Source organism: Tetzosporium hominis, assembly GCF_002265435.1.
Lineage (GTDB): Bacteria > Bacillota > Bacilli > Bacillales_A > Planococcaceae > Chryseomicrobium > Chryseomicrobium hominis.
Map to the genome: position 1 here is coordinate 173,449 of NZ_NOKQ01000187.1, position 25,565 is coordinate 199,013.

Annotated in this window: 26 protein-coding genes; 3 read left to right on the plus strand and 23 right to left on the minus strand. The window is 42.4% G+C overall.

What is annotated here, in order from left to right; translation table 11 throughout:
- Window positions 1–66: 66 nt before the first annotated feature.
- From CF394_RS04720 to CF394_RS04740, 5 genes are all read right to left on the minus strand, one after another.
- The gene (locus CF394_RS04720) at window positions 67–477 is read right to left on the minus strand and encodes a Fur family transcriptional regulator (RefSeq protein ID WP_094942073.1); all 411 of its coding nucleotides are present in this window, start codon (window positions 475–477) and stop codon (window positions 67–69) included.
- Window positions 474–1,313: a metal ABC transporter permease gene (locus CF394_RS04725; protein WP_094942074.1), complete on the minus strand. Its 840-nt coding sequence runs from the start codon at window positions 1,311–1,313 to the stop codon at window positions 474–476. Before CF394_RS04725 ends, CF394_RS04720 begins: the two co-directional genes overlap by 4 nt.
- Window positions 1,306–2,076: a metal ABC transporter ATP-binding protein gene (locus CF394_RS04730; RefSeq protein ID WP_094942075.1), complete on the minus strand. Its 771-nt coding sequence runs from the start codon at window positions 2,074–2,076 to the stop codon at window positions 1,306–1,308. Before CF394_RS04730 ends, CF394_RS04725 begins: the two co-directional genes overlap by 8 nt.
- A 115-nt stretch (window positions 2,077–2,191) precedes the next feature.
- Window positions 2,192–3,076: a deoxyribonuclease IV gene (locus tag CF394_RS04735; RefSeq protein ID WP_094942076.1), complete on the minus strand. Its 885-nt coding sequence runs from the start codon at window positions 3,074–3,076 to the stop codon at window positions 2,192–2,194.
- 12 nt (window positions 3,077–3,088) lie between these two features.
- Window positions 3,089–4,387, minus strand: a complete 1,299-nt coding sequence (locus tag CF394_RS04740; protein ID WP_094942077.1) for a DEAD/DEAH box helicase — start codon at window positions 4,385–4,387, stop codon at window positions 3,089–3,091.
- A 97-nt stretch (window positions 4,388–4,484) separates the two neighbouring features.
- Here CF394_RS04740 and CF394_RS04745 point away from each other — a divergent pair, with 97 nt between their 5' ends.
- On the plus strand, window positions 4,485–4,718 hold the full coding sequence (locus CF394_RS04745) for a hypothetical protein (protein WP_094942078.1): 234 nt from the start codon (window positions 4,485–4,487) through the stop codon (window positions 4,716–4,718).
- 69 nt (window positions 4,719–4,787) lie between these two features.
- A complete protein-coding gene (locus CF394_RS04750) occupies window positions 4,788–5,762 on the plus strand; it encodes a 4-hydroxy-3-methylbut-2-enyl diphosphate reductase (protein WP_094942079.1) in 975 nt (324 codons plus the stop codon).
- A gap of 33 nt (window positions 5,763–5,795) precedes the next feature.
- On the opposite strand, the gene CF394_RS04755 is transcribed toward CF394_RS04750, so the two are convergent.
- From CF394_RS04755 to ccpN, 8 genes are all read right to left on the minus strand, one after another.
- Complete coding sequence (locus CF394_RS04755) at window positions 5,796–6,902, minus strand: Nif3-like dinuclear metal center hexameric protein (RefSeq protein ID WP_094942080.1); 1,107 nt, start codon at window positions 6,900–6,902, stop codon at window positions 5,796–5,798.
- Window positions 6,899–7,591 carry a tRNA (adenine(22)-N(1))-methyltransferase gene (locus CF394_RS04760; protein ID WP_094942081.1) on the minus strand — a complete coding sequence of 231 codons (693 nt, stop codon included), beginning with the start codon at window positions 7,589–7,591 and terminating at the stop codon, window positions 6,899–6,901. Before CF394_RS04760 ends, CF394_RS04755 begins: the two co-directional genes overlap by 4 nt.
- Before the next feature lie 61 nt (window positions 7,592–7,652).
- Window positions 7,653–8,030 (minus strand): cytochrome c550, encoded by a 378-nt coding sequence (cccA, locus tag CF394_RS04765; protein ID WP_094942082.1) that lies wholly within the window; start codon window positions 8,028–8,030, stop codon window positions 7,653–7,655.
- 131 nt (window positions 8,031–8,161) lie between these two features.
- Window positions 8,162–9,301 (minus strand): acyl-CoA dehydrogenase, encoded by a 1,140-nt coding sequence (locus CF394_RS04770; RefSeq protein WP_094942083.1) that lies wholly within the window; start codon window positions 9,299–9,301, stop codon window positions 8,162–8,164.
- 650 nt (window positions 9,302–9,951) lie between these two features.
- On the minus strand, window positions 9,952–11,076 hold the full coding sequence (gene rpoD / locus CF394_RS04775) for an RNA polymerase sigma factor RpoD (RefSeq protein WP_094942084.1): 1,125 nt from the start codon (window positions 11,074–11,076) through the stop codon (window positions 9,952–9,954).
- Between the two features lie 31 nt (window positions 11,077–11,107).
- Window positions 11,108–12,934 (minus strand): DNA primase, encoded by a 1,827-nt coding sequence (gene dnaG, locus CF394_RS04780; RefSeq protein ID WP_165767457.1) that lies wholly within the window; start codon window positions 12,932–12,934, stop codon window positions 11,108–11,110.
- A gap of 218 nt (window positions 12,935–13,152) precedes the next feature.
- On the minus strand, window positions 13,153–13,965 hold the full coding sequence (locus CF394_RS04785) for a pyruvate, water dikinase regulatory protein (protein ID WP_439332856.1): 813 nt from the start codon (window positions 13,963–13,965) through the stop codon (window positions 13,153–13,155).
- Window positions 13,966–13,978: 13 nt separating this feature from the next.
- Entirely contained in the window at window positions 13,979–14,617 is a 639-nt protein-coding gene (gene ccpN / locus CF394_RS04790) for a transcriptional regulator CcpN (RefSeq protein WP_133079803.1), read from the minus strand.
- Between the two features lie 325 nt (window positions 14,618–14,942).
- Here ccpN and CF394_RS04795 point away from each other — a divergent pair, with 325 nt between their 5' ends.
- Window positions 14,943–16,313 (plus strand): glycine--tRNA ligase, encoded by a 1,371-nt coding sequence (locus CF394_RS04795; RefSeq protein ID WP_439332858.1) that lies wholly within the window; start codon window positions 14,943–14,945, stop codon window positions 16,311–16,313.
- 20 nt (window positions 16,314–16,333) lie between these two features.
- Here the strand turns inward: CF394_RS04795 and recO are convergent, their stop codons facing one another.
- The 10 genes from recO to CF394_RS04845 form a co-directional block, all read right to left on the minus strand.
- Window positions 16,334–17,119, minus strand: coding sequence for a DNA repair protein RecO (gene recO / locus CF394_RS04800; RefSeq protein WP_094942088.1), 786 nt, complete (start codon window positions 17,117–17,119; stop codon window positions 16,334–16,336).
- A 15-nt stretch (window positions 17,120–17,134) separates the two neighbouring features.
- Window positions 17,135–18,046 carry a GTPase Era gene (gene era / locus CF394_RS04805; protein ID WP_094942089.1) on the minus strand — a complete coding sequence of 304 codons (912 nt, stop codon included), beginning with the start codon at window positions 18,044–18,046 and terminating at the stop codon, window positions 17,135–17,137.
- Between the two features lie 27 nt (window positions 18,047–18,073).
- Window positions 18,074–18,481, minus strand: a complete 408-nt coding sequence (locus CF394_RS04810) for a diacylglycerol kinase family protein (protein ID WP_341476725.1) — start codon at window positions 18,479–18,481, stop codon at window positions 18,074–18,076.
- Window positions 18,423–18,908, minus strand: coding sequence for an rRNA maturation RNase YbeY (gene ybeY, locus CF394_RS04815; RefSeq protein WP_094942091.1), 486 nt, complete (start codon window positions 18,906–18,908; stop codon window positions 18,423–18,425). The genes CF394_RS04810 and ybeY overlap by 59 nt, the downstream gene beginning before the upstream one ends.
- Window positions 18,905–21,013: an HD family phosphohydrolase gene (locus CF394_RS04820; protein ID WP_165767458.1), complete on the minus strand. Its 2,109-nt coding sequence runs from the start codon at window positions 21,011–21,013 to the stop codon at window positions 18,905–18,907. Before CF394_RS04820 ends, ybeY begins: the two co-directional genes overlap by 4 nt.
- Window positions 21,014–21,069: 56 nt before the next feature.
- A complete protein-coding gene (locus tag CF394_RS04825) occupies window positions 21,070–22,023 on the minus strand; it encodes a PhoH family protein (protein WP_094942093.1) in 954 nt (317 codons plus the stop codon).
- Entirely contained in the window at window positions 22,016–22,483 is a 468-nt protein-coding gene (locus tag CF394_RS04830; RefSeq protein ID WP_094942094.1) for a hypothetical protein, read from the minus strand. Before CF394_RS04830 ends, CF394_RS04825 begins: the two co-directional genes overlap by 8 nt.
- 175 nt (window positions 22,484–22,658) lie before the next feature.
- Entirely contained in the window at window positions 22,659–23,126 is a 468-nt protein-coding gene (locus CF394_RS04835) for a hypothetical protein (protein ID WP_094942095.1), read from the minus strand.
- Between the two features lie 24 nt (window positions 23,127–23,150).
- Entirely contained in the window at window positions 23,151–24,158 is a 1,008-nt protein-coding gene (gene floA, locus CF394_RS04840; protein ID WP_094942096.1) for a flotillin-like protein FloA, read from the minus strand.
- Entirely contained in the window at window positions 24,158–25,447 is a 1,290-nt protein-coding gene (locus tag CF394_RS04845) for an NfeD family protein (protein WP_094942120.1), read from the minus strand. Before CF394_RS04845 ends, floA begins: the two co-directional genes overlap by 1 nt.
- Window positions 25,448–25,565: the final 118 nt, after the last annotated feature.

Consider the following 25,565-nt stretch of genomic DNA (forward strand, 5'->3'; position numbering starts at 1 on the left):
AGTACGTTGAAGTTAAAGACAGAAAAGGGAGTTTCTCAAGTGACGAGAAACTCCCTTTTGTATGTTCTACTGGCAATCCGGACATTTTCCATAGACTTCAAGTTTATGATTTTCAATCTGATACCCTGGAATCTCATTACGAATAGAATCTATTGGACAGATTGCAATTTGTTTTGTGTCTCCACAATCCATACAAATAAAGTGGTGGTGGTGATGATCGACATCACAGTGCATCCGGAAATGCTTCTCCCCAGACAACTCCGTCTCTTCAAGAATTCCAAGTTCAACGAACGTATGCAGGTTTCGGTAGATGGTATCAAAACTCATTGAAGGATATTCTTCGCGAAGAGTTGTTGCCAAATGCTTCGCTGTCATGTATTTATCCGTATCCGTCAATAGCTCCACCAAACGTTCTCGTTTATCCGTCCTCTTAAATCCATTCTCTTTTAAAATTTCCCACGCTTTTGTTTCATTCATACTTGTCTCCCCTTTCGTCCCATGACTGCAATTACAATCAAAAGTATTAAAATCGAAGTCAATACAATCGTAGCTCCTGGTGCTAGGTCCAAGTAAAATGCGCACACAAGCCCGATAAGCACAGAAGTTTGACCAAATAGCAGCGACCATAAGATAGCTCCTTTAAAGCTCTTAGCTAGTCTCATGGCTGCAGCAACAGGAAGCGTCATTAATGAAGAAACCAATAAGATGCCCACGATGCGCATAGAAGCCGCTATCACAAGAGCTGTCACGACCATGAATAAAAAGTGAATCCACTTAGCGGGAAGTCCTGTGGCATGCGCATATTCCTCATCAAACGATAAGACGAACAGTTCTTTAAAAAATCCAATTAAAAATACAAGTACCACTAGGGTAACACCAATTACAATCAACATATCTTGATAGCTAACGGCAGAAACCGAACCAAACAAGTACGAGAAGAGATCGGTACGGAACCCGTCTGCAAGTGATATAAACAATGCTGCAAGTCCTAGACCACCAGACATGATAATCGGTATTGCGAGTTCTTGATAATGTTTATAAAGCGTTCGAAGCTTCTCAATAAGTGTTGATCCCGCTTCTGCAGAAGCCATACCCAAATACAAAGGGTTTAATAATGCAAGTGCTGGAACGGACTGACTTAAGAAAAGACTTCCCGCGATACCCGCAAGCGTCACATGACTTAAAGCGTCCGCAATGAGTGATAAACGCCTAACGACTATAAAAACTCCTAGAAGCGGAGCAATCAGACCAATCAAAATACCTGAAATAAACGCTTGACGAAGAAAATCATAAGCCAAGATTGCATCAATCATGTGAATGATGACCTCCTTCGTGCTTCACTCGGCGAACTGGATGGCCATACCAAGCTTCTAGTTGCGCATCCGACAGCAATTCCATTTCTTTTTGAAATCCATGGAAATGAATGGTGCGATTCAAACAAGCTACATGTGAAATACTTTTTGAAACAGCATCGACATCATGCGTGATTAAAATAATCGTTATACTATGATGTTTGTTTAAATGGGTCAGCATGCGGTAGAACGATTGCATATTTTGCTGATCAATACCTACTGTAGGCTCATCGAGTAACAAAATTTTAGGTTTGCTGATCAGCGCACGTGCAATGAATACACGTTGCTGTTGACCACCAGACAATGCGCTGATAGGTCGGTCACTATATGCTTGCATTCCAACTGAAATCAAAGCCTCTTTCACTTGTTCAGCCGCATCTTTTGGATACTTAGCAAATAGACCTGTCTTTTTAGCGAGTCCGCTCCGAACGACTTCGAAGACCGTGGCAGGAAATCCGCTATTGAAACTATTCGATTTTTGAGAGACATAACCGATGCAAGCGCGGTCTTTAAATTCCTCTACAGGTTTACCGAAAAGTTTCACTTCACCTTTCATTGGTTTAAGAAGTCCTAATATAATTTTCATTAATGTTGATTTACCAGAACCATTTGGTCCGATGATGGCCAAAAAATCGCCTTCATTGACTGTCAAAGAGACATCTTGTAAGGCTTCCGTTTTGTCATAATAAAAGCTGACTTGGTTCATTTCTATATACTTCTCCATGGTTGCCACTTCTTCCTAATTAATAATCATTCCGATTTACACTTGATTCAGTATACTGGAACGATTTCGTGATGTAAATCTTTTTGACCAAAAAAGACCACCACAAGGGCAGTCTTTAGAGTAATACGTCTAAAGCAGAAGATGAAAAGTCATTCCGTTTTAGCATATCGATTTCTATTTTATAAGGAGCTTGTTTCGTTTTTGCATCGGCACCAACGAAAGGCGTTTCTAAAATCTTTGGCAATGCCTCTAGCTGGGGATGGTGCACAATATAAGACAAGGCCTCAAAGCCGATTTCCCCATGCCCGATATTAGCATGGCGGTCTTTGCGAGCACCTTGAATGTTCTTCGAATCATTAATGTGAACAACTTTCAATCGATTAAGACCGATAATCTGATCAAATTCATTCAACACACCGTCAAAGTCTTCTTTGATATTGTAGCCTGCGTCATGTACGTGACACGTGTCCATACAGATAGAAAGTCGTTCGTTATGAGTGACGCCGTCAATGATCATAGCAAGCTCTTCAAAACTTCGTCCGACTTCTGATCCTTTACCTGCCATTGTCTCTAAGGCAACCTGAACATCGCTCTTGTTTTCTAGCACAAGATTCAGACCCTCTACAATACGAGCAATACCAGCTTCGCTTCCAGCCCCAACGTGAGCACCTGGGTGTAAAACAATCTGTTTAGAACCCAGTGCATTGGTACGTTCAATTTCTTTTTGTAGAAAATCGACACCTAAAGCAAATGTCTCTGGCTTTGTAGTATTTCCAAGATTAATAATATACGGGGCATGGACCACGATGTTGCTCATGCCATGCTCTTGCATGTGAGCCATTCCCGCTTCTATATTCAATTCTTCAATTGGTTTTCGGCGCGTATTCTGCGGTGCACCCGTATAAATCATAAATGTAGTCGATCCGTAACTCGCCGCTTCTTCACTAGCACCAAGTAACATCTTTTTTCCATTCATTGAAACGTGAGATCCGATTAACAAAGGAGTTCCCCCTTACCGTTTGCGATTGCGAATTTTACGCTCTCTCTTTTTCACTTTATCCATTTCCCACTTCATATTACGTTTGTAACCTGGTTTTACTTTTTTCGGCTTACGCACTAGCGCTTTTGCTTTTGCGTCAATTTCATTCTCTTGTTTCGGACGGTTTTTTCGAGCGTGACGGTCTTTAAGTTCTGTCCACTCACCATTTTTGATATCGACATGTTGGAATGTGATGCTCATTTTCTCAATGCGATTAAGTGCATCTTCATCTTCCGGTTGGTATAAAAGGATGGCTTGTCCTTCTAAACCTGCGCGAGCTGTACGGCCTACACGGTGAACAAAGAATTCAAGATCATCAGGGATCTCTAAATTGATGACGTGACTGACACCTGGAATATCGATTCCACGAGCAGCAAGGTCCGTTGCCACAATGTATTGGTACTCTAGATCATGAATGCTCTGCATCATCTTTTTACGGTCACGTGGTGTTAAGTTTCCGTGAATCAAGCCGACTTTGTAGCCACTTTCATTTAAATGGTGCGCTACTTTATCTGCATATTTCTTTGTGTTCACAAAAATGATAGCAAGATAAGGATTGATTACTTCAAGTACTTCAACTAATCGATTCTTTTTTGATTTTCCTCGAACTGGAACAGCCAAGAATTCAATTCCTTCTGCTACCGGTTTTTTGTCCCCGATTTTGATATGTTCTGGAGAGGACATATACTTCTTCAAGAAAGGCTGCAGCTTTTCTGGAATCGTAGCAGAGAAGACATACATCTTTAAGTCTTCCGGCATCTTTCCTGCAAACTGATCAATATCCGTAATAAAACCTAAATCGAAAGCTAGATCCGCTTCATCAATAACTAGAGTAGAAGCCGTATGAACATGCAGAGCGCCTTCGAGCATTAGGTCCTTGATACGTCCAGGTGTTCCTACAACAATATGCGGTTGAGTTCCTAGCTTTGAGATTGCACGCGCTTTATCCGTACCACCGATAAACAGCTTGGACTGGATCGGCGAGTTTTCAATCAATTGCTGCAATGTCTTATGGATTTGAGTAGCAAGCTCTCTTGTTGGAGATGTGATGATAGCTTGTACTTCTTGTTTGTCCGCTTGGATTTGTTCTACAATCGGCAATAAGAAACTATGCGTCTTCCCTGTACCTGTATGGGATTGACCGATAGCGCTCTTACCTTTCATAATAAGCGGAATCATTTTTTGTTGGATGGGTGTTGGTTTATCAAACTTTAACTGTTCAATCGCTTCCATCAAAAACGGTTGAAAGTTGTAATCACTAAATTTGGACATGACTGTCCCTCCTATCACATAAATACCTTGTTCTATTGTACCATGTCTTTAACGTCTTTCCCTATCATTCATATACTAATATACGAGGAGTGAATATGTGAAATATAAAGAATTTTATCCATTTGAATTAACTCCCGCTACTAAAAAAACAGATAACCTGCTTCAATGGCTACAAGTGGCACATGAGTTGGCCCCTCTCATCAAGCAGGTTAGTCCGCTACTTCAACAGTTCTCAATGTTGGCAAGTCTGCTTCACGGGATTTCCGGTCCAGTGGAGCAACAACGAAAAAATACACACTCTCGTGATTCTACAGTATTTATCCCAAAATAGCTATACTTTGCTCCGTGCGCTTTCGTTCGTTATAATAAACGTAGTATGTGTTGTGAAAGGAGTTTCTCCATGAAAGTAAAAAAAATCTCACCTCGCGGGTATTGCTATGGTGTCGTTGACGCTATGGTCATTGCGCGTAATGCTGCAATGGATGCAAGTCTACCTCGCCCGATTTATATATTAGGGATGATTGTCCATAATAAACATGTAACAGATGCATTTGAGGCTGATGGAATCATTACATTAGATGGTCCGAACCGACTTGAAATTTTAGAAAAAGTAGAATCTGGTACTGTCATCTTTACAGCTCACGGTGTATCCCCGCAGGTTCGCGAACTTGCAAAGCAGAAAGGGTTGGTATCGATTGATGCCACTTGCCCTGATGTTACCGTTACACATGATTTGATTGCAGAAAAGACAGCACAAGGTTATGACATTCTTTATATCGGAAAGAAAGGTCACCCAGAGCCAGAAGGCGCCATCGGAGTGGCTCCGGACCACGTTCATTTGATTGAAAAGCTCGAGGATGTGGATATGCTAGAATTAGCAAACGAGAAGCTTCTCGTGACCAATCAAACCACTATGTCACAGTGGGATGTTGTCAAACTGATGGACGCACTTAAAGCCAAATTCCCGACGATTGAAGTGCACAAAGAAATCTGTTTAGCTACCCAGGTTCGTCAAGAGGCTGTGGCTGAGCAAGCTGGTGACACGGAGCTATTAATCGTTGTAGGAGATCCAATGAGTAACAACTCTAACCGATTGACTCAAGTCTCAGAAGAGATTGCGTCAACTCCTTCATACCGAATTGGGGATATCTCGGAGTTGAAATTGGAATGGTTACAAAATGTGGATAGCGTATCTGTAACTGCTGGTGCCTCAACACCAACTCCAATTGTCAAAGAAGTGATTCAGTTCTTAGAGAAATACGATCCGCAAAATCCCGAAACACATGACACGACAAAACGCGTCACGAATGACAAGATTTTGCCTAAGATCAAAGTTCCAAAGCCTGTAGTTCGTATCGAGCCTTACGCTCAATGAAAAAAAGTCTGCCTCAACACGAGGCAGACTTTTTTATATCAATTTAAAGGGTTCTGTTGATAGTTTCGAAGCGATGAACTGCGGCGCATTTTTCTCCCCTTGCATCAGGTTCGTCATATACTGGACTGTTCCCTCTTTCATCACAGATTCAACGTGGTGACCAGGGTCCACAATCATTAGCCCCATTGTTTCCGCATCTTGCGCTGTATGGAAATACATATCCCCAGTAACTAGCACATCTGCCCCTGCTCGCTTGGCATCGCGAATGTATTTGTTCCCGTCTCCGCCGATAACCGCTACTTTTTTAACTGGAGCATCAAGATCTCCCGTTACTCGCACAAACGGTACATTTAGTTGAGACTTCACATGCTGAGAAAACTCTTTTAGAGTCATCGGTTCTACCTTCCCGATTCGTCCTAGACCATGTTCATTCGCCTGAAGATCCATAGCATACAAATCATAGGCCACTTCTTCATATGGATGAACTTTCAACATCGCTTTGACTATTCGAGAAGTAGAGGACTTTGGAAAGACCACTTCAATCTTTTCTTCGTCGACGACCTCAAGTTTTCCCGCTTCTCCGATATAAGGATCGGCCTCTGAAGTTGGACGAAAGCGACCGGTACCTTTTAAAGAATACGAACACTGTTCATAGTCTCCGAGCTCTCCAGCGCCTGCTGTTGCCAAAGCCTCACGCATCGTGTCCGCATGACTTTCTGGTGTAAAGACAGCTAACTTCATCATCGGTTCTGAATAGGTCTGCGTCAACACCTTCACGTCGTTCAATTGCAGCTTGTCGCTGAGCATATCATTTACGCCACCTTGAGCAATGTCCAGATTGGTATGTGCCGCATAGACAGCAATATCCTGTTTAATGCATTTTTCAATTAATCGGCCTTGTGGAGTCGAAGTATCTATCGCGCTCAACTTTCTATAGATAGGAGGGTGATGCGCGAGAATAAGCTCACACTGCTCATCAATCGCCTCTTGAACGACTTCTTTAGTAACATCCAAAGTTACAAGGACACGAGATATTGATTTGTTCAGCGCACCGATGTGGAGTCCAATGGGATCACCATCCATGGCTAGAGCTGGTTTTGCCCATTGTTCAAATAATTCAATGACACGGTGTCCATTCATGAAAATGCCTCCTTTACGAGTTCTATCTTCATTTCAAGCTCCCGTCGTTTGTCTTTCACTTCTTGTCTATCATCTTCCGGAAGTTTTAGAAGAATGCGCTCCCATTCTGCCAGTTCACGCTCCCATTTCTTCACGAAAGCGTCTGAACGAGTTTGACGAAGGAAAGGGCCAAGTAGCAGGTCTGCCGAATTTAGTTCCATAGCGCCTTTTTCAAGAACAAGAATTTCGTAGAGCTTTTGATTCTCTTCTAAGATTTCTTCGGCAACTAATTTCCAGTCGTTTTTAACGGCCCATTCACGAATGGCCATTGCGTGGACGTTTGGTTGCAAAATCAGCCGAGCTGCAAGGTTTGCTTTGACTTTTCCACGTTCAAGAATCTTGGCAATCAAGGGACCTCCCATACCTGCAATGGTAATATCGGTTATCCCGTCCTCGGCTCTCACTACATCCAGTCCATCTCCCATACGTACTTCAATAAGATCTGTCAAACCTTCTGTACGAACCTGCCGCTCTGCTGATTGAAAAGGTCCTTTTACGACTTCACCTGCTATAGCGAATTCAATTCGTTGTTTCTTAGCTAAATAGCAAGGGAGATAAGCATGATCGCTTCCAATATCGGCAAGCCTTGCACCTGACGATACATAAGAACCAACTGTCTTTAAGCGTTGTGACAACTGTTCACTGTTCATTTAGTCAACCTCATTTCTAGAGAAAAAAGCCTCACTCCAAGGAGCGAGACTTTTTCATGTACTATTCGAGAGATTTAACCCAAGCAGCCATCGCTTCGATGTTTTCTGCAGGGACCAATCCACCTGGCATTGCGCCTTTACCATTTGCAAGCACTTCAGCAATTTCTTCTTCAGAAAGCTCAGTTCCTACTAATGAAGGGAATGCACCTTGTCCTTCGTAGCTACTTCCGTGACAGCTGATACACTTTTGCTGAGCAAGTGCTTCTGGGTCAAATTCACCAGCAGATGCCTCTTCTCCGCCTTCAGCGCCACCCTCACCGTATTCTTCTGTTGCAGCGATTTCTTCTGAATTCTTAACGCCTTCAACAGAAAGGAAGAAAATAAGTCCGATCCCGAAAAGCATGATTAAAATGTACGGAATAATAGGATTCTTTGTCATCAATAACCCTCCCTCTTGGTCACACTATCACTAATAACATTAGTCAACATCATTATTGTACTCCATTCAAGAAAAAACGAAAAGAGAAATGAGGCAAGTTTTGATGCATTGTGACAAATTCGACAAATCTATCAGCAACCTACATGACGTGCAATGACCATGCGTTGCACTTCAGAAGTTCCCTCTCCGATTTCAAGAAGCTTTGCATCTCTCATAAAGCGCTCCACTTCATATTCTTTCATATAACCATAGCCACCATGGATTTGGATTGCTTCGTCAGCCACTTCCATTGCAATCTCAGAGGCATAGAGTTTACACATCGCTGCTTCTTTACCAAATGCACGACCTTGATCTTTCAACCAAGCTGCTTTGTAGACCATAGTACGAGCTAATTCAATCTTTAAAGCCATATCAGCAAGTTTAAACTGTGTGATTTGAAACTCTGATAGCGATTTTCCAAATTGTTTCCGCTCTTTCGAGTAGCGCAATGCTTTGTCGAATGCCGCTTGTGCAATTCCTACTGCCATCGCCCCAATACCGATACGCCCTCCATCTAAAGTAGTCAAGAATTGTTTAAATCCGTTTCCTTGAACCCCTAATAAGTTTTCTTTTGGAACACGAACATTTTCAAATACAAGCTCGGTCGTGTTCGAAGCGTTAAGACCCATTTTTTCGTAATTGTCGATAATAGTGAAGCCTTCTGCGTCAGTAGGAACGATAATAGCAGAAATCTCTTTCTTCCCATTCTCTGTACCGGTAATAGCAGTGATAGCTAAATGTTTTGCATGACTTGCATTCGTGATGTACACTTTGCTACCGTTGATGACCCACTCGTCTCCTTCTAATTTCGCAGTAGTTTGAGTACCACCAGCGTCTGATCCTGCATTCGGTTCAGTTAAACCAAATGCACCAAATGATTCTCCTGTGCAGATCGGTGTCAAATACTTCTTCTTTTGCTCTTCTGTTCCGAACAGACTAAGCGGAGCACCGCCTAGTGAAATATGTGCAGAATACGTGATTCCAGTAGAAGCACAAGCACGGCTCAATTCTTCTGTGACGATGGCAAAGCTGATCGTATCCGCGCCAGCACCACCGTATTCCTCGTCAAATGGAAGACCCATCATTCCCATATCGCTTAATTCTTTGAAGATGTCTGTCGGAAATTGTTTCGTTTTATCGCGCTCAATCGCCCCAGGAGCGACCTTTTCATTAGCAAAATCACGCATCATATTTTTTAGCATTTGGTGTTCTTGAGTTAAATCAAAATTCATTTCTACATCCCCTTTTATCCCCTTAGTAAACGCTTACATGTTTGATTATACAGAACTCTTTGATAAAATGGCATAAAAATGAATGTGAATTTAAACACGTACTTTTAGATGTGAAAGGCGTTCGCTCAGAAATCTCGTGAAAACCAGGCGCCCCAATTGAGGCGCTCTTTGCCTCGGTTGGGGTGAATGGTTTTTACGTGTATTTCTAACGCCTGCAACTCGATTTCGTTAGATGCAGAAAACGCCGCTCTAATGCTAAAATCGTGCCTGACTTGGGGCTGTTTCCAAAAGGGCCGCGCCGAATCTTCCCAATCGCTTCACACAAGAAAAGTGGAACCGGCTTGGTCAGAAACTTCTCGGGAATCGGACGGACCCGGTGAGGCGTTCTGTGCCTCATTGGGTGTGGTCGATTTTCGAGTGGGTTTCTAGCCGGTGTAACTAGATATCTAAGCGACACGGGTGATATCCGGCATCGACCTGATCCTTCAGGAAACAGCCCCAAGATCTACGGCACGCTTCTTCGCAATATTCTTTGCAGCTCTCAGCAAAAAGCCTCTCGATGAATTTCGTAAATCGATAACACTTAGGTGTATAAGGCGTTTGCTTAGAAGTGAAAAAAACCACTCCCCATAAAGAGAAGTGGCTGTAGGTCAATCTAAGAAATCTTTTAAACGTTTGCTACGAGAGGGATGACGAAGTTTACGAAGTGCTTTTGCCTCAATTTGTCGGATACGCTCACGAGTAACACCAAACACTTTCCCAACTTCTTCAAGCGTTCTTGTACGACCATCGTCAAGACCAAAACGGAGACGTAATACGTTTTCTTCGCGGTCTGTCAATGTGTCTAGAACATCTTCTAACTGTTCTTTAAGAAGTTCGTAAGCTGCGTGATCCGATGGAGACTGAGCATCTGCATCTTCAATAAAATCACCGAGGTGTGAATCATCTTCTTCTCCAATTGGAGTTTCAAGTGACACAGGCTCTTGAGCAATCTTTAAGATTTCCCGTACTTTTTCTGCTGGAAGGTCCATTTCTTCTCCAATTTCTTCTGGAGATGGCTCACGGCCTAGATCTTGCAACAGTTGACGCTGAACACGGATTAATTTATTGATTGTTTCGACCATATGGACAGGAATACGAATCGTACGCGCTTGGTCAGCAATGGCACGTGTGATTGCTTGACGAATCCACCAAGTTGCATACGTACTGAATTTGAACCCTTTCCGATGGTCAAATTTTTCAACAGCTTTAATAAGACCCATGTTTCCTTCTTGAATGAGATCAAGGAATAACATTCCACGGCCGACATACCGCTTCGCAATACTTACAACAAGTCGCAAGTTTGCCTCAGCTAGACGTTTACGAGCTTCTTCGTCACCTTGTTCAATACGCTCTGCTAGCTCAATCTCTTGCTTAGCACTTAGCAGTTCCACACGACCAATCTCTTTCAAGTACATGCGAACAGGGTCATTGATTTTTACACCAGGAGGAACGCTCAGATCATTAAGATCAAAAGTTTCCGTTGTTTTTTTGTTCATCAACTGATCGAGTTCTTCTTCATCTCCATCTTTTCGGCCAAGTTCAATTCCCTTGCCTTCTAATTGGTCGATGAATTCTTCGATTTGATCTGACTCCAATTCAAATGTCGCTAATTTTTCAGCGATATCTCCATAAGTCAGTTCACCATTTTTCTTACCTAACTCGATTAATTGTTTCTTTGCTTCATCTAATGACAACTCCAAATCTTCTTTCACCTGATCTGATTTTTCTGCCATAAGAATTCCTCCTTTACGTGCCTAAATGAAATCAGATTGTATGAAGAGTGCGCTTGAGTTCAATCGCCTGTTTGGCTAGTTCAAGTGCTTTCGTGTAATCTGACAATTTTTCAGCTACTTTAGATTCGTGCATTAATGCTTCAATACGTTTCTCTACCCGATATTTTCGTAGTTGACGCATACTATCTTCAATTTCCTTGGTACTGCTTTCTGGGTCTTTATCCAACATGGTGGCAAACATATATACTTTTTTTAATGAGGGATTTTCAGTTACTTCTAGTAACCTTTGAAAATCACCTGTCGGATATTTTTCATAAAATGCTAACAAATGTAGAAAAGCCTCTACCAACTCATCATGGACAAACAACTCCATGTCTTCTTGAATCCCTTTTGACCTAAAGACCGTGGGGTCGTCCAACAAGTGAGCAAGTAGCAAGTACTCAGCACGACTTGTAGCATCTAATTTCTGAGCAGGCGCTTTTACTACGGGTTGTCTCTCGAGAGCTGGTCGCTCCGTCTGTTCTGACTTTGCACGTTTGGCAAGTTGCTTGCGCAGTTGCTGCTCAATTACGTCTTGCCCGATACCTACTTCTTCTGCCAGTTGCTTTACGTAATACGACTGTTCAATTGGAGAAGCTGATTTCGCGATCTCTGTAATAATGGTGTCCGTATACTGTAAGACGTCAGAGTCGTTCTGAAGGTTCAATCCCTTTCGGTAATACACCATGGAGAAAGCCATTTCAGAGAGTCCTTTTTCTCCAGCAAGCTTTGCTAGAGCCTCCAGACCATGTTGACGACTGTAGTCATCTGGATCCGATTGGTTCGGCAACAGTAAAGCAGACCGTTGCAAGGTTTTACCACTTGTTGCTTGGAAAGCTTTCTTCGTAGCTTCCATACCCGCTTTATCACCGTCGAAACAAAAAACAAACTGACTCGTCAGCCGTTTTAAACGAGTAATGTGATTTTGAGTAAGAGCCGTTCCCATAGTGCCAATGACGTTATCAATTCCAGCTCTAGAAAATGCAATCACATCTAAAAATCCTTCAGAAATGATGACTTGCTTTTTCATACGAATAGCGACTCGCGCATGGTGCATGTTATATAGAACATCATTTTTCTGAAACAGTTCACTCTCAGGACTATTCAAGTATTTAGCTTCATCAGCATTTGCATCCAAAATTCGCCCAGAGAATGCAATAACTTGTCCTTTGTCGTCCATTATCGGGAACATGATTCGGTTCCGGAAACGGTCAAAATAGCGCTCTTTTTCTTCTTGCTTTACTAACAGGCCACATTTCTCCATTTCAGAAGGCTCATACCCTCGTTGCTGGAGCAGTAGAGTTAGGTTGTCCCAACCGGGCATACTATATCCAATCTGAAACTTTTTTATGGTTTCTTCATCAATGCCTCGATTTTTTAAGTAATCAAGTGCTTCCTCTCCTTCTACTGTGTTGAGCAGAAGATGATGATAGTAGGAAGCTGCAAAGGTGTGTGCTGCCCTCCATTTATCTTGGGCAGGATTTCGGGTCGACTCATTGGAAGCAGAGCTTGGACCTTCATCCAGTTGGAGGTCTAATCCAGTCCGTTCTGCAAGTCGATTGATGGTCTGTTGAAAAGTAAACCCCTCAATATCCATCAAAAACGTTATAACGTTTCCTCCTGCACCACAGCCAAAGCAATGAAAGATTTGTTTTTCTTGTGCGACAGAGAAAGAAGGCGTCTGCTCACCATGAAAAGGACACAGACCAAAATAATTCCGCCCTCTTTTCGTGAGCTGTACATAGTCTCCAACGACGTCTACAATGTCAACGGAAGAGCGAACTTGTTCAATCACTTCATCATCTACATGTTTCGCCATTAGCTCACCTACTCTTTGCATACTTAACTAATTCTTCATGGGGCGTCGATTATCCTGCATAAATCGACACTTCTTCTGAAAAAAATAAAAAACTACTAATCACAAACCATAATTATAAACTATATCCTACAGAATCGCTATGACATCTGGTGAAAAAATAACAAAAGAATCGAGACAAAATCCGGGCGCATTGGCTGCCCGGATTTCTTAAGTGCATCTTATAATTGTTTTGTAGATTCTTGTCGTTTTGAAATGATGATATTTGCCGTTTCTTCAACTGCCCGGTTTGTGACATCGATCACTTCACATCCAATACGGTCAACTACCGCATGGAAGTGTTTCAACTCTTCTTGAATTCTCTCTATTTTAGCGTAGTTTGCTTCATCACTCAAGCCAATCGCCTTGAGACGCTCACGCCGGATAGAATTGAGTTTTTCCGGATTGATCACAAGTCCAAAACATTTGGCAGGATCAATGTGAAACAGTTCCTCTGGGGGATCCACTTCTGGAACAAGCGGGACGTTTGCTACTTTCCAGCGTTTGTTCGCTAAGTACTGGGATAAAGGAGTTTTCGACGTCCGAGAGACTCCAACTAAAACGATATCAGCTTGTAACAGTCCTCGAGGGTCTCTTCCATCATCATATTTTACTGCAAATTCAACTGCTTCAATCTTAGCAAAATAATCTTCATCCAAACGACGCACAAGTCCAGGCTCTTGCATTGCATGAATCCCGATTACCTTTTCGAATTTTTCAATGACGGGTCCCATTAAATCGATGGCTTCAACTCCAGCCATTTCAGATAGTATAGCCACTTGCTGTTTCATATCATCTCGTACCAATGTATAAATAATAATGGCTTGATGCGATTTAGCAAGATCTACAATTTCTTGAATATATTCTAACGAATCGATATGGGTGAATCGTTTAATTCGTGCTTTGTGATAGACATCTTCAAACTGACTAAGAGCGGCTTTAGCGACCAGCTCTCCCGTCTCTCCAATAGAGTCCGAAATAATAAAAATATGCACTAGGTCACTCTCCTTAAATATCATGCTCATCAGCTAGCGCTAGAAAAGCTCGTGTGATCGTCGTCTTGGTCACGCGACCGACAACCTCTAAGCCATCATCTCTGCGTTTGACCACTGGTAATGAATCAATTTGACGGTCCATCAATAACTGAGCAGCACTTAGTAATGAATCTTCTTTATGACAGACTGTGATGTTTGGCATACGAGTCATCATCATGTGAACAGGCATCTTGTTCAAGTCTTGATTTCCGATTGAGATTCGCAACAAATCTTTTCTAGAGACGACACCCGTCAATATGCCACTTTTGTTTACAACAAACATGGACCCGACATCTTCAAGGAACAACTGACAGATGGCATCGTATACCGAGATATGTTCTTGAATGACGACGGGCACCGATTGAAAATCTTTCACTTTCCACTTGGTCATCGTATCTGAAATGGCCTGACCCGTTTTTTTACCAGAATAAAAATAACCGACACGAGGACGTGCATCCAAGTATCCCGCCATTGTTAAAATAGCTAGGTCCGGTCGTAAAGTGGACCGAGTGAGATGAAGTCGATCCGCAATTTGTTCCCCGGTAATCGGACCATTCTCTTTAACTATATCCAATATTTCTACTTGCCGTTTATTGAGTTCGATTGGTTCCACCGCCTCAAAGTTCTACAAAATTCAGTCTAATTATAGCGCACATAAAGCCTGATTGCTAAGTATTCCTGCTCATGCTATACTATTTTTATTCAAATAGAGGCAATGAGCGGATAATAAGTAGTACACAATGAGCGAGCAGGAGATGGTGAAAGCCTGCATTTGTATGAAACGGCACCCGGGAGTCTCACACGAACAAAGAGGACTGGAGGATTCCAGTCAATCGAGGTGGAACCGCGGGTCTTGAGACTCGTCCTCGGGCAATTGTTGCCCGTGGGCGAGTCTTTTTTTGTTCGTGAACATCAAAAAGGAGGAATATTCAATGAACATGGAAACAATCGTAAGCATCGCCAAGCAGCGTGGTTTCGTATTCCCTGGCTCTGAAATCTACGGTGGATTAGCTAACACATGGGATTACGGTCCACTTGGAATCGAGTTAAAAAACAACATTAAAAAAGCTTGGTGGAAAAAATTTATTCAAGAGTCTCCAACAAACGTTGGAATCGATGCGGCAATTTTGATGAACCCGAAAACTTGGGTGGCATCAGGGCACATTGGAAACTTCAACGATCCGATGATTGATTGTAAGGCTTGTAAATCACGTCATCGCGCGGACAAAATCATTGAAGATGCACTAGACGCTAAAGGCATCGAAATGGTCGTAGACGGCTTGTCATTCGATGATATGAAAAAGCTAATTGACGAGCATCATATCGTCTGCCCAACTTGTGGCAAGTTTGATTACACCGACATACGTCAGTTCAACTTGATGTTCAAAACGTTCCAAGGTGTTACGGAAAGCTCCACAAATGAAATTTACCTTCGTCCTGAGACGGCACAAGGAATCTTTGTCAACTTTAAGAATGTTCAGCGCTCTATGCGTAAGAAAGTACCTTTCGGTATCGGACAAATCGGTAAAAGTTTCCGAAATGAAATCACACCAGGGAACTTCACATTCCGTACACGTGAATTTGAACAAATGGAGCTTGAGTTCTTCTGCAAGCCAGGTGAAGATTTAGAATGGTACGCTTACTGGCGCGAATTCTGTAAAGATTGGTTACTTAACCTAGGAATGAAAGAAGAAACGATTCGTCTACGTGAACACGATCAAGATGAACTGTCTCATTACTCAAATGCTACAGTCGACATCGAGTATAAGTTCCCATTCGGCTGGGGTGAGCTTTGGGGAATCGCAGACCGTACAGACTTTGACTTGAAACAACATATGGAGCATTCCAACGAAGACTTCACGTATATTGATCCTTTAACAAACGAGCGCTATGTCCCATACGTTATCGAACCTTCTTTAGGTGCTGACCGCGTGACTCTTGCGTTCTTGATCAATGCATACGAAGAAGAACAACTTGAAGGAGACGACACTCGCAACGTGATGCGCTTCCACCCTGCTCTAGCACCTTTTAAAGCAGCAATTCTTCCACTTTCTAAAAAGCTTTCAGAGCCTGCTGGAGAATTGTTTGCCGAACTGAGCAAGCATTTCATGGTCGATTATGATGAGTCTCAGTCAATTGGAAAACGATACCGTCGTCAAGATGAAATCGGTACTCCATTCTGTATCACATATGATTTTGATTCAGCAGAAGATGGTCAAGTGACAGTGCGTCACCGTGACTCTATGGAACAGACACGTATGCCGATTGCAGACGTGAGACTTTACATCGAAAAACATTTAGAGTTTTAAAGACAAAAAAGGATGTTCCCTCACTCGGGAGCATCCTTTTTAGTATCTGCTGACTCAAAAAGGAGCGGGTTGCGCTCTATTTGAGTGAGAAATTTTCTGGACTTCAATTGAATACCCACTTGTTCTTCGTAAATCGTGGTGACAATCTTGCGCATGAACTGCTTCGTCTCTTTTTTCAGTTGAATAGAGCCTACTTCTTCAAGCGGTGTAAACATAAATGTGCGAATCAGACGCACCTGTATAGGTGAAAGTCGAATAATATAGGGGTCTATTGAGAAGCAGCGGTGACAAAGAAATCCGATCTGTTGGAAAGAAAACGCAAACTCGCCTTCTTTTGATGCACAGTTTGCGCACCCGTCTAAATGAGGTCGAATTCCTGCACGAAGAAGCATCTTCCATTCCACAAATAATAAAATGGCTTCCGGATCTTGGTCTTCTTCAATAGCTTGTAAGGCTTGATGGAGCAGTTGGTAGACGCCGCTAGAAGCTGAATCGTCATCCGTTAGTTTATCGATTAATTCCGTGATGACACTAGCATAAGCGGTCTTCAAAAAATCTTCCCGAATGTGACGCATTGACTGGATGATTTCCGCTTGCTGGAGTGTCCCCATGCCTCTCCCTTGTTGAAGTAAGAAATAGCCATGAGTAAATGGTTGCGTGACAGCTGAGAAGCGACTAGCAGGTTTTTTAGCGCCGCGAGCCATAGCTGTCCGTTTTCCCATTTCTTCTGTCAAAATCGTGACAATCTTATTGTTTTCTCCGTACGGAATGGCGCGTAACACGTACCCTTCTACTTTAGATAGCACGGCTGGCCCTCCTTTTTAATACTCGTCGTCACGGAAGCCGTAGTCACGAAGCTGGTTCGCTTTGTTTCTCCAGTCTTTTTGAACTTTGACCCATAGCTCTAAAAATACTTTAGAACCGAGCAACATCTCAATATCATGCCGCGCTTTAGTACCGATGTCTTTAAGTAGCGCTCCACGCTTTCCAATGACAATCCCCTTTTGAGAATCCCGTTCAACGACGATTGTAGCCGATACGTTGATCAATTCTTTGCCTTCTTCTTTACGGATCTGCTCAATGACTACGGCAATAGAATGTGGAATCTCTTCTCGTGTCACGTGCAGGACTTTTTCACGGATCAACTCAGAAATGATAAAACGTTCGGGATGATCCGTTACTTGATCGGCTGGGTAATACATCGGCCCTTCCGGCAAATACGATTCTAATGTAGAAAGAAGTCGCTCTACATTATTCCCTTGAAGCGCAGAAATCGGAACGATCTCAGCAAAGTTATACTGTTCTTTATACGAGTCAATGATTGCAAGAATCTCGTCAGGATGAATTTCGTCAATCTTGTTTATTACTAAAAAGACAGGAGTGTCATTCCCTTGGAGCATCTCAATAATCATTTTATCTCCAGCACCAATTGGTTCTGTTGCATTTACCATGAATAAAATAGCATCAACTTCTTTTAAAGTGTTTTTCGCTACTTTCATCATGAAGTCGCCTAATTTATGTTTTGGTTTGTGAATACCTGGTGTATCAATAAAAATCATTTGACTCGTATCTTGTGTCAAAACACCTTGAACTTTATTGCGAGTCGTTTGAGGCTTGTCGCTCATGATGGCAATCTTTTGCCCGATGACTCGATTTAAAAATGTGGATTTCCCCACGTTCGGACGCCCGATGATGGAAATGAATCCCGATTTGAATTTGTTTGGCTGTTGCATTGCTAATTTCCTCCGTTCCGTCTCCTGTTACCCCAACCATGCAAGTAATTTAGGAATATATAGTATACACCCAATTACAGCTGCACCGCACGCATAAACTAAGCAAGCTCCCGCTGCGATATCTTTTATTTTTCCCGCTAGTTCATTCCACTCTGGCTCTACTAAATCCACCAGTTTCTCTATCGCTGTATTGATCATTTCTAGTGCGAGCATACCACTAATCACAAGAATCAAGACGATCCATTCTACTGCTGAAAACTCTAACCATAATGCAGCACCAGTTGTAAGTACAGCCGCTACTAAATGAAACTTCATATGTTTTTCATCTCGCGAGGCAGTTAGAATGCCCCGAAAGGCAACTTGAAACGAACGCAATTCATTCATGGCTTTCAGAACCTGATAGACGTGGCAGTCCAAACTCAGACAGGTAAGCATCTTGTTTAGTAAACATTTCTTTTTCTTGCTGTTCGGTCATATGATCATACCCTAAAAGATGCAGGAGACCATGTGTAGCTAGAAATGCTAACTCCCGATCAAACGAATGACCATAATCCGCTGCCTGCTGTTGTGCTCGGTCAACCGAGATAATAATATCCCCTAGAAGTAAGGTTTCATCTCCAACAATCGCGACTTCGCCTTCACCCTGCTCTTGCATCGCAAACGAGATGACATCTGTTACGGCATCTTTGTTTCTGTAGGTGCGATTGATCTCTTGAATTTCTTCATTTGTGACAAAGGAGACGGATAGTTCCGCTTCATCTGAAACGTCTTCTTTTTGTGCAACGAACTGAAGGACTTTCTCAACAAGCTCCAATGCTTCTTGAGTAGCTGAATTTGTATCATTTAAAAAATCGATAATCACTTTTTTTCCTCCTCTGGGTACTGGATTCGTTCATGATAAAATCCTTTGAGGGTTGAACAGATACTTTCTTTTACTATGGTCAAATCTTTCATAGAAATATCGCATTCGTCGAATTGTCCATCATTTACTCTGTCTTTCACTATGGCATCAACGAGTTCTTTAATTTTTGTGCTACTTGGTTGGTTCATAGATCGCACTGCTGCTTCCACACTATCGGCAATTGAGATGACTGCCGCTTCACGCGTTTGTGGTTTTGGTCCGTCATAACGAAATGCTTCTTCTTTGCAGTCTCCGACTTGTTTCGCTTTGTGATAAAAGTACTTGATACATGTCGTGCCGTGATGTTGGAGAGCTACATCCACGATTGCTCGTGGGATGCGATTTTGTATCAAAATGGCTGCACCGTCCGTCGTATGATCTTTAATGATACCTGCACTCGTCTCAGGTGGCAGGTGATCATGAGGATTGTATCCGTTTGTCTGATTTTCAATAAAGAAGCCAGGACGTCTCGTCTTCCCTATGTCGTGGTAATAACAAGCCACACGAGCGAATAACCCATTGGCACCAATTGATTCACATGCAGCTTCAGATAAGTTAGCGACCATCACGCTATGGTGATAAGTACCTGGCGTCTCCATCAATAACTTTTTCAGTAAAGGATGACCGGGATTCGCCAGTTCAAAAAGCTTCATTGTAGATAAGATCCCAAATGCGGATTCAAAAAATGGCAAGGTACCGAATGTAAATGTTCCTGAAATCATTCCAGACAATAAGCCGATCCCAATCAGCAAGAGATTGTCCTGCATGGAAGTAGTAGTTGTAGACAAGAGTAAATAAGCAATCATGAACAATGTATTTGTCAAGGCTACAATACCGCTCGTTTTCATAATAGGAGAGCGTCCAGAAAAGAATTTAAACGCGAAGATGCCAGATAATCCTCCAATTAATGTATAGAGAGCTATATCAGTCTGCAAAAAAGCTGTAAACCCTTCCCGGAAAATATAGCCAGCTAGTAAAGCATTTGCAATTAGACTAATATAGGCCAAGCGTTCATTCGTTAATAGATAGACCGTCATCGAAACGAATGCGGTTGGAAATAAAAAGGCAATCGTAAACGTAAAGTTGGCGTCAATCAAAGCGGTTAACACCATAAGAAGCGCAGACAATGCGAGCACCAGTAAAGACACGCTGAGCCACTTGACACGTACTTTGCGACTTCCCTCTGTTAAATGTATGGCACTATAGAGCATTCCTACAGTGAGTAAAATCAAGACGGCGAGCCCTGCATAAGAACGGTATTGGACATCATTTTCAACCATTCCCGTTAGCTCTAACTGTCTATAAATTTCCCGGTCTACATATTGACCTTCTTGTACAAGCAATTGCCCTTGAAGAATACGCGTTGGTTCCACAGCGTTCACAGCTTCTTCAATACGTTGATTTGTCAGCTCTTCATCAATCAGCTCTGTCTCAATAATGGCTGCAGAGAGAATTTTTCCAACAGCGTTCTCGTAATTCGTTGGAAAAGGTAAACGTTCTTTTAACTGTGTTATCCCCTGCTCCCGAACTGCCGAGAGTTGATTGCTTCTTATTGGCTCTGCTAACAGTTCCCTCACTTCAGAGATAGCCACTTCACTCGTTGTTTCTAAAGTTGAGAGAGGCTGCGTGTAGATGACTTCAAGCTCCGAATCAGATAAACGTTCTGAAAGCTCTGGTGACAATTCTTCCAATTCTTTTCGGAGTTGCTGGATAGGCGTATCATCTTGTTGTTCAGAGAGTGCCTGCTCTTTGATAACAAGAATCGATTCAAAGACAGAGGCTATCCAAGCTGACTGATTGTCACTAGCTTCTTCTTGGAACACATAGACGGGATCCACTGCCTCTTTAGCTGCAACTCGGTCTTGTTCCGTTTTTAAAGGGTCTTCTATCGTTTTAGAAGACCGAATGGTTTCTGGTGACAGTTGAAAGCGTTCAATAGTATATGTAGTTTCGTTCGTCACGAAAGACAGCATGACATAAAGTAAAACGGCTCCTGCCAATGAAATAGAAGCAAGGACACCTTTCTTTTCATGAATTGACGTAATGAATTTAACAAACCGGTTCACGAGCATCCCTCCATCTCTTTACAGTATACCACGTAAAAAGCAGTAGTCGAAACCGACTACTGCCCTTCTTCATAAGCTTGTATAATTTTCGCAACGAGTGGATGACGCACCACATCGCCTTGCTCTAAGTAATGGAATTCAATGCCTTTGACGTTCTTCAACATCGACTCCGCAACCATTAAACCAGATTGTGTATTTTTCGGTAAATCAATTTGTGTTTTATCTCCAGTGATCACCATCTTAGAACCAAATCCAAGACGAGTTAAAAACATTTTCATCTGTGCAGGAGTCGTATTTTGCGCTTCATCTAAAATAACGAATGCATCATCGAGAGTTCGTCCACGCATGTAAGCTAGAGGTGCAATTTCAATCACTCCGCGCTCGATCAAGCGTTCCGTCTGCTCCGCACCAATGACCTCATGTAGAGCGTCATAAAGTGGACGTAAATATGGATCTACTTTCTCTTTCAGATCACCAGGTAAGAATCCTAAGCTTTCCCCAGCTTCAACAGCTGGACGCGTTAAGATGATGCGTTTGACGTGACCATTTTTCAGTGCTTGGGATGCCATGACAACAGCTAAGTAGGTCTTTCCTGTTCCAGCAGGACCAATACCAAACGTCAAATCAAAGCTTTTGATTCCTTTGACATACGCTCTTTGCCCGATAGATTTAGCACGAATCACTTTTCCTTTGACGGTACGCGCGATTTCTTCTTCATATAAGCGAACAAAATAGTCAATGGTTCCGGCGTTTGCCATTTCTAAAGAAGCGACCACGTCCCGTTCATTCACTTGTATTCCTTTGCGAATCAATTCAAGAAGGGCATTGATCACGCTCTGCGCTTTTTTAACTTGTTCTTCTTCCCCGACAATCAGGAAAGTATCCCCTCTTGCAATTAGCTGAACTGAAAAATTTTCTTCAATAAGCGCAAAGTTCTTATCCCCGTTCCCATGAAGCTGAACGGCTTCATTCGGGTCATTCACTTTGATTTCGAGTTTTTCCTCAGTCATTCAATGTCTCCTTAAGGTACTCTGGTTTAGCAAGGATGCCTTGGATTTTGACTAGTACCTTCCCTCTTACTTTACCATTAACATTTTGTACCTGTAAAACCTTTATACCTTTAATCTTAGTTTCTTGGTGCTGCTGTTCAATAAACTGTCGGATGATGGCATCTGCATGACTTGAAGAGTACTCAAAGCTTTTAGAAGGAGAACCCAACTTAAACTCAAGTCCTCTAAAATAAATATCTGTGATTTCACCTCTTGCTGGTTTTCCACCGATACCTACCGTTAAGACATCTCCTTTTTTCACTATATCTTTATGTTTATCAAGGCTTGTACCTTCTACAAGTTGTAAACGTTCGATTAGTACAATGCTAGGTTGAGCAGCAGTCAGAGATGATAAAAAAGTTTGTAGTCGTTCAGGCGTGCCTTCAACAGACACGCGAAGGTCAGAAACGAACCATTTCAAATGAATTCAGTCCTTTAAACCGGATTACTAGCAAGTCTGTAGAATAAGTCGGAATCAACAGTCTAGCTGGTCCTCTTATGACAAGATAGCTAAACAAATCGGTTTCTATATAAGGAGTTTTCCACATAAAAACACCTCTCTCTCACAAGGGTATGTGAGAAGAGAGGTGTCTAGACTAGCGTCTTTTTGAAACGGGAGGTGCTAGAATTTCGGATAACACGATAGCACGAGCTAGATCATCTGTTGAGTCAATCAATTCAGCTACAGGTAATTCTTTTTGAACAACAGGTTCTGTTTTTTGATGTACAGATAAACGACCTGGTCGTCTTTCAGCGATTTCCCGTTCTATAGTTACAGGCACTCTTTCCTGAATCTCTTTAGCAGGAACTTGCGGTGGAGTTTGAGGAAGTCTTGAACGGACTTCACGTTCAACTCTCTCTGCAACTTGTCTTGCCTTCGGAGGGACTTTTTGATCGGATTGATCAAGCATCTGGCGAGTCCAGTCCTCTAACTCCTTTAACGAACGAGGACGAGTTTCCGATTTTTGGTTTACTGGAGGTGGAGTTTTTTGGCTCGCTTTTTTCTTATCTCCAAAAAAAGAACTGATGATGAGCGATAAGATGATGAGCAAAATTCCTTCCATACTCATTCCTCCCTTCTGTTCTTATTAGGAATTAGTAGGACGGTCTGTAGACGAATCCTTTTTCCCTACTTTGCTGATGGAATCACGCATCGATGTATCTGCTTGAACATTTTTATAGTTCATATAATCCATAACACCGATATTTCCGTCTTTCAGCGCATCTGCCATAGCTAACGGTACTTGTGACTCAGCCTCTACTACCTTAGCGCGCATCTCTTCTACGCGAGCCTTCATCTCTTGCTCAGTTGCTACGGCCATTGCACGACGTTCTTCAGCTTTTGCTTGAGCAATTTTCTTATCTGCTTCCGCTTGCTCTGTTTGAAGTTCGGCACCAATGTTTTTACCGATATCAACATCCGCAATATCGATCGACAGAATTTCAAATGCCGTACCAGAATCTAGCCCTTTTGATAAAACTGTTTGAGAGATCATATCTGGGTTTTCTAATACTTTTTTATGGTTTTCAGATGAACCGATTGTACTTACAATCCCTTCACCCACACGTGCAACGATCGTCTCTTCACCAGCACCCCCAACAAGGCGGTCAATGTTGGCGCGAACTGTGATACGTGCTTTTGCTTTTACTTCAATACCGTCCATTGCCACACCAGCAATGAATGGTGTTTCAATAACTTTCGGATTTACAGACATCTGAACTGCTTCTAGAACGTCACGTCCTGCTAAGTCGATGGCTGCTGCTCGCTCAAACGAAAGATCGATATTTGCGCGGTGAGCTGCGATTAATGCATTGACGACACGGTCTACGTTACCGCCAGCCAAGTAGTGACTCTCAAGCTGATTGATTTGTACGTCTAGACCCGCTTTATGAGCTTTGATTAACGGGTTCACGATACGATTTGGAATAACGCGACGTAAGCGCATCCCGATCAATGTAAAAATACTAATTCGTACGCCTGCTGCTAGTGCAGAAATCCATAGCGTAACGGGTACAAAGGTGAAAAATACGGCCAATAATAGGAAAATGACAACAATCGTCCCTACAAGACCAAATAGACCTAGTCCTTCTAGCATTACATTTCCTCCTCTAGGGTTTCACGAACTACAATTCGCGAACCTTCTACTTTTCGAATGATGACAGTTTTATTGCGGTCAATAAAGTTTCCTTCTGAGACAGCATCTAGGCGTTCATCACCTATTACTATCGTACCAGAAGGACGGAGCGGTGTTAAGGTGATTGCGTGCTGCCCAAGCAATTCTCTTCTCTCAACTGCAGAGACATATCCTTTCTCAGTCGAAGTTGAGTCGCTCAAAATAATTTTATTGAACAATTTTAATTTTTTCCCAAAGAACTTCATGATAATCACCATTCCTGTAATCGCAACTGCTAGTGCAATTAAAATTGAGATACTGATCTGTGTCATATCTGCTCCAGCAAGATACAAACTTCCGATAATTGCTAATCCCCCTAGTATTCCGCTGATGCCTAAGGGAAGGAACAGCTCCGCAACAAGCAAGATGATCCCAACACCAAATAATAGAACTGCTTCGTAACCTGCAAGGCCAGCAATCATATGTCCATAGAAGAATAACAAGATAGCTGTTAATCCCATGAGACCCGGTAAACCGAAACCTGGAGAATACAATTCTACTACTAAACCAAGGCTACCTATGGATAGTAAGATGGGAACGATAATGGGATGAGTCAGAAAACGAGCGAGCTTAACGAGAAACGACTCTTCTACACTAATGACTTCTGCATCTGGTAAACCGATAGCGACAAGCACTTCTTCAAAAGTCTCTGCTATTCCTTCGGCGTAATTTGCTTCCACTGCTTCTTCAGCAGTTAAAGTAAGTAGTTTTCCTTCTCCCGCACGGTACTGTGGAAAATCGTAAGAAGGATCAATCATAGCAAGAGCAATTTCCGGATCTCGATCTGAGTGCTCCGCTGCATTTTGCATAGAGGCTGCCCATGCGCTACGAGCTTTTTCATCTGCAGCATTTCCCGTTTGATCAATGACTGCTGCCGCTCCCATTGTAGCATCTGGAGTCATATAGATTTCATCAGCATAAAGCGCTAAAAACGCACCTGCTGATAATGCTCTGTCATTCACGTAGACGTAAATATCTAATGGACTATCTGCCATCAGTTTCGCAATATTTTCAGCTGCATCTACTGCGCCACCTGGCGTATTCATCTCGATAATTACAGCGTCTGCATTTTGATCTTCAGCTTCTGTTAACGACTGATTCAAAAATGTATAAAGCCCTTTTTCTACTGCCTCATTAAGAGGGACTCGGTAAACGGTTTCAGTATTCGCACTCACAGAGAACAAGGGTAGAAGAAGTCCTAAGAGGAGCATACAAACCCAAACGATTCGTAGTTTTTTCACCTTTTCACCCCACTTTCATGTTCTGTCTTCTGATTCTACGTTCATCTTACCGAAAAGTTTCATTCTTTCGCATGTTTTTTGACTTATA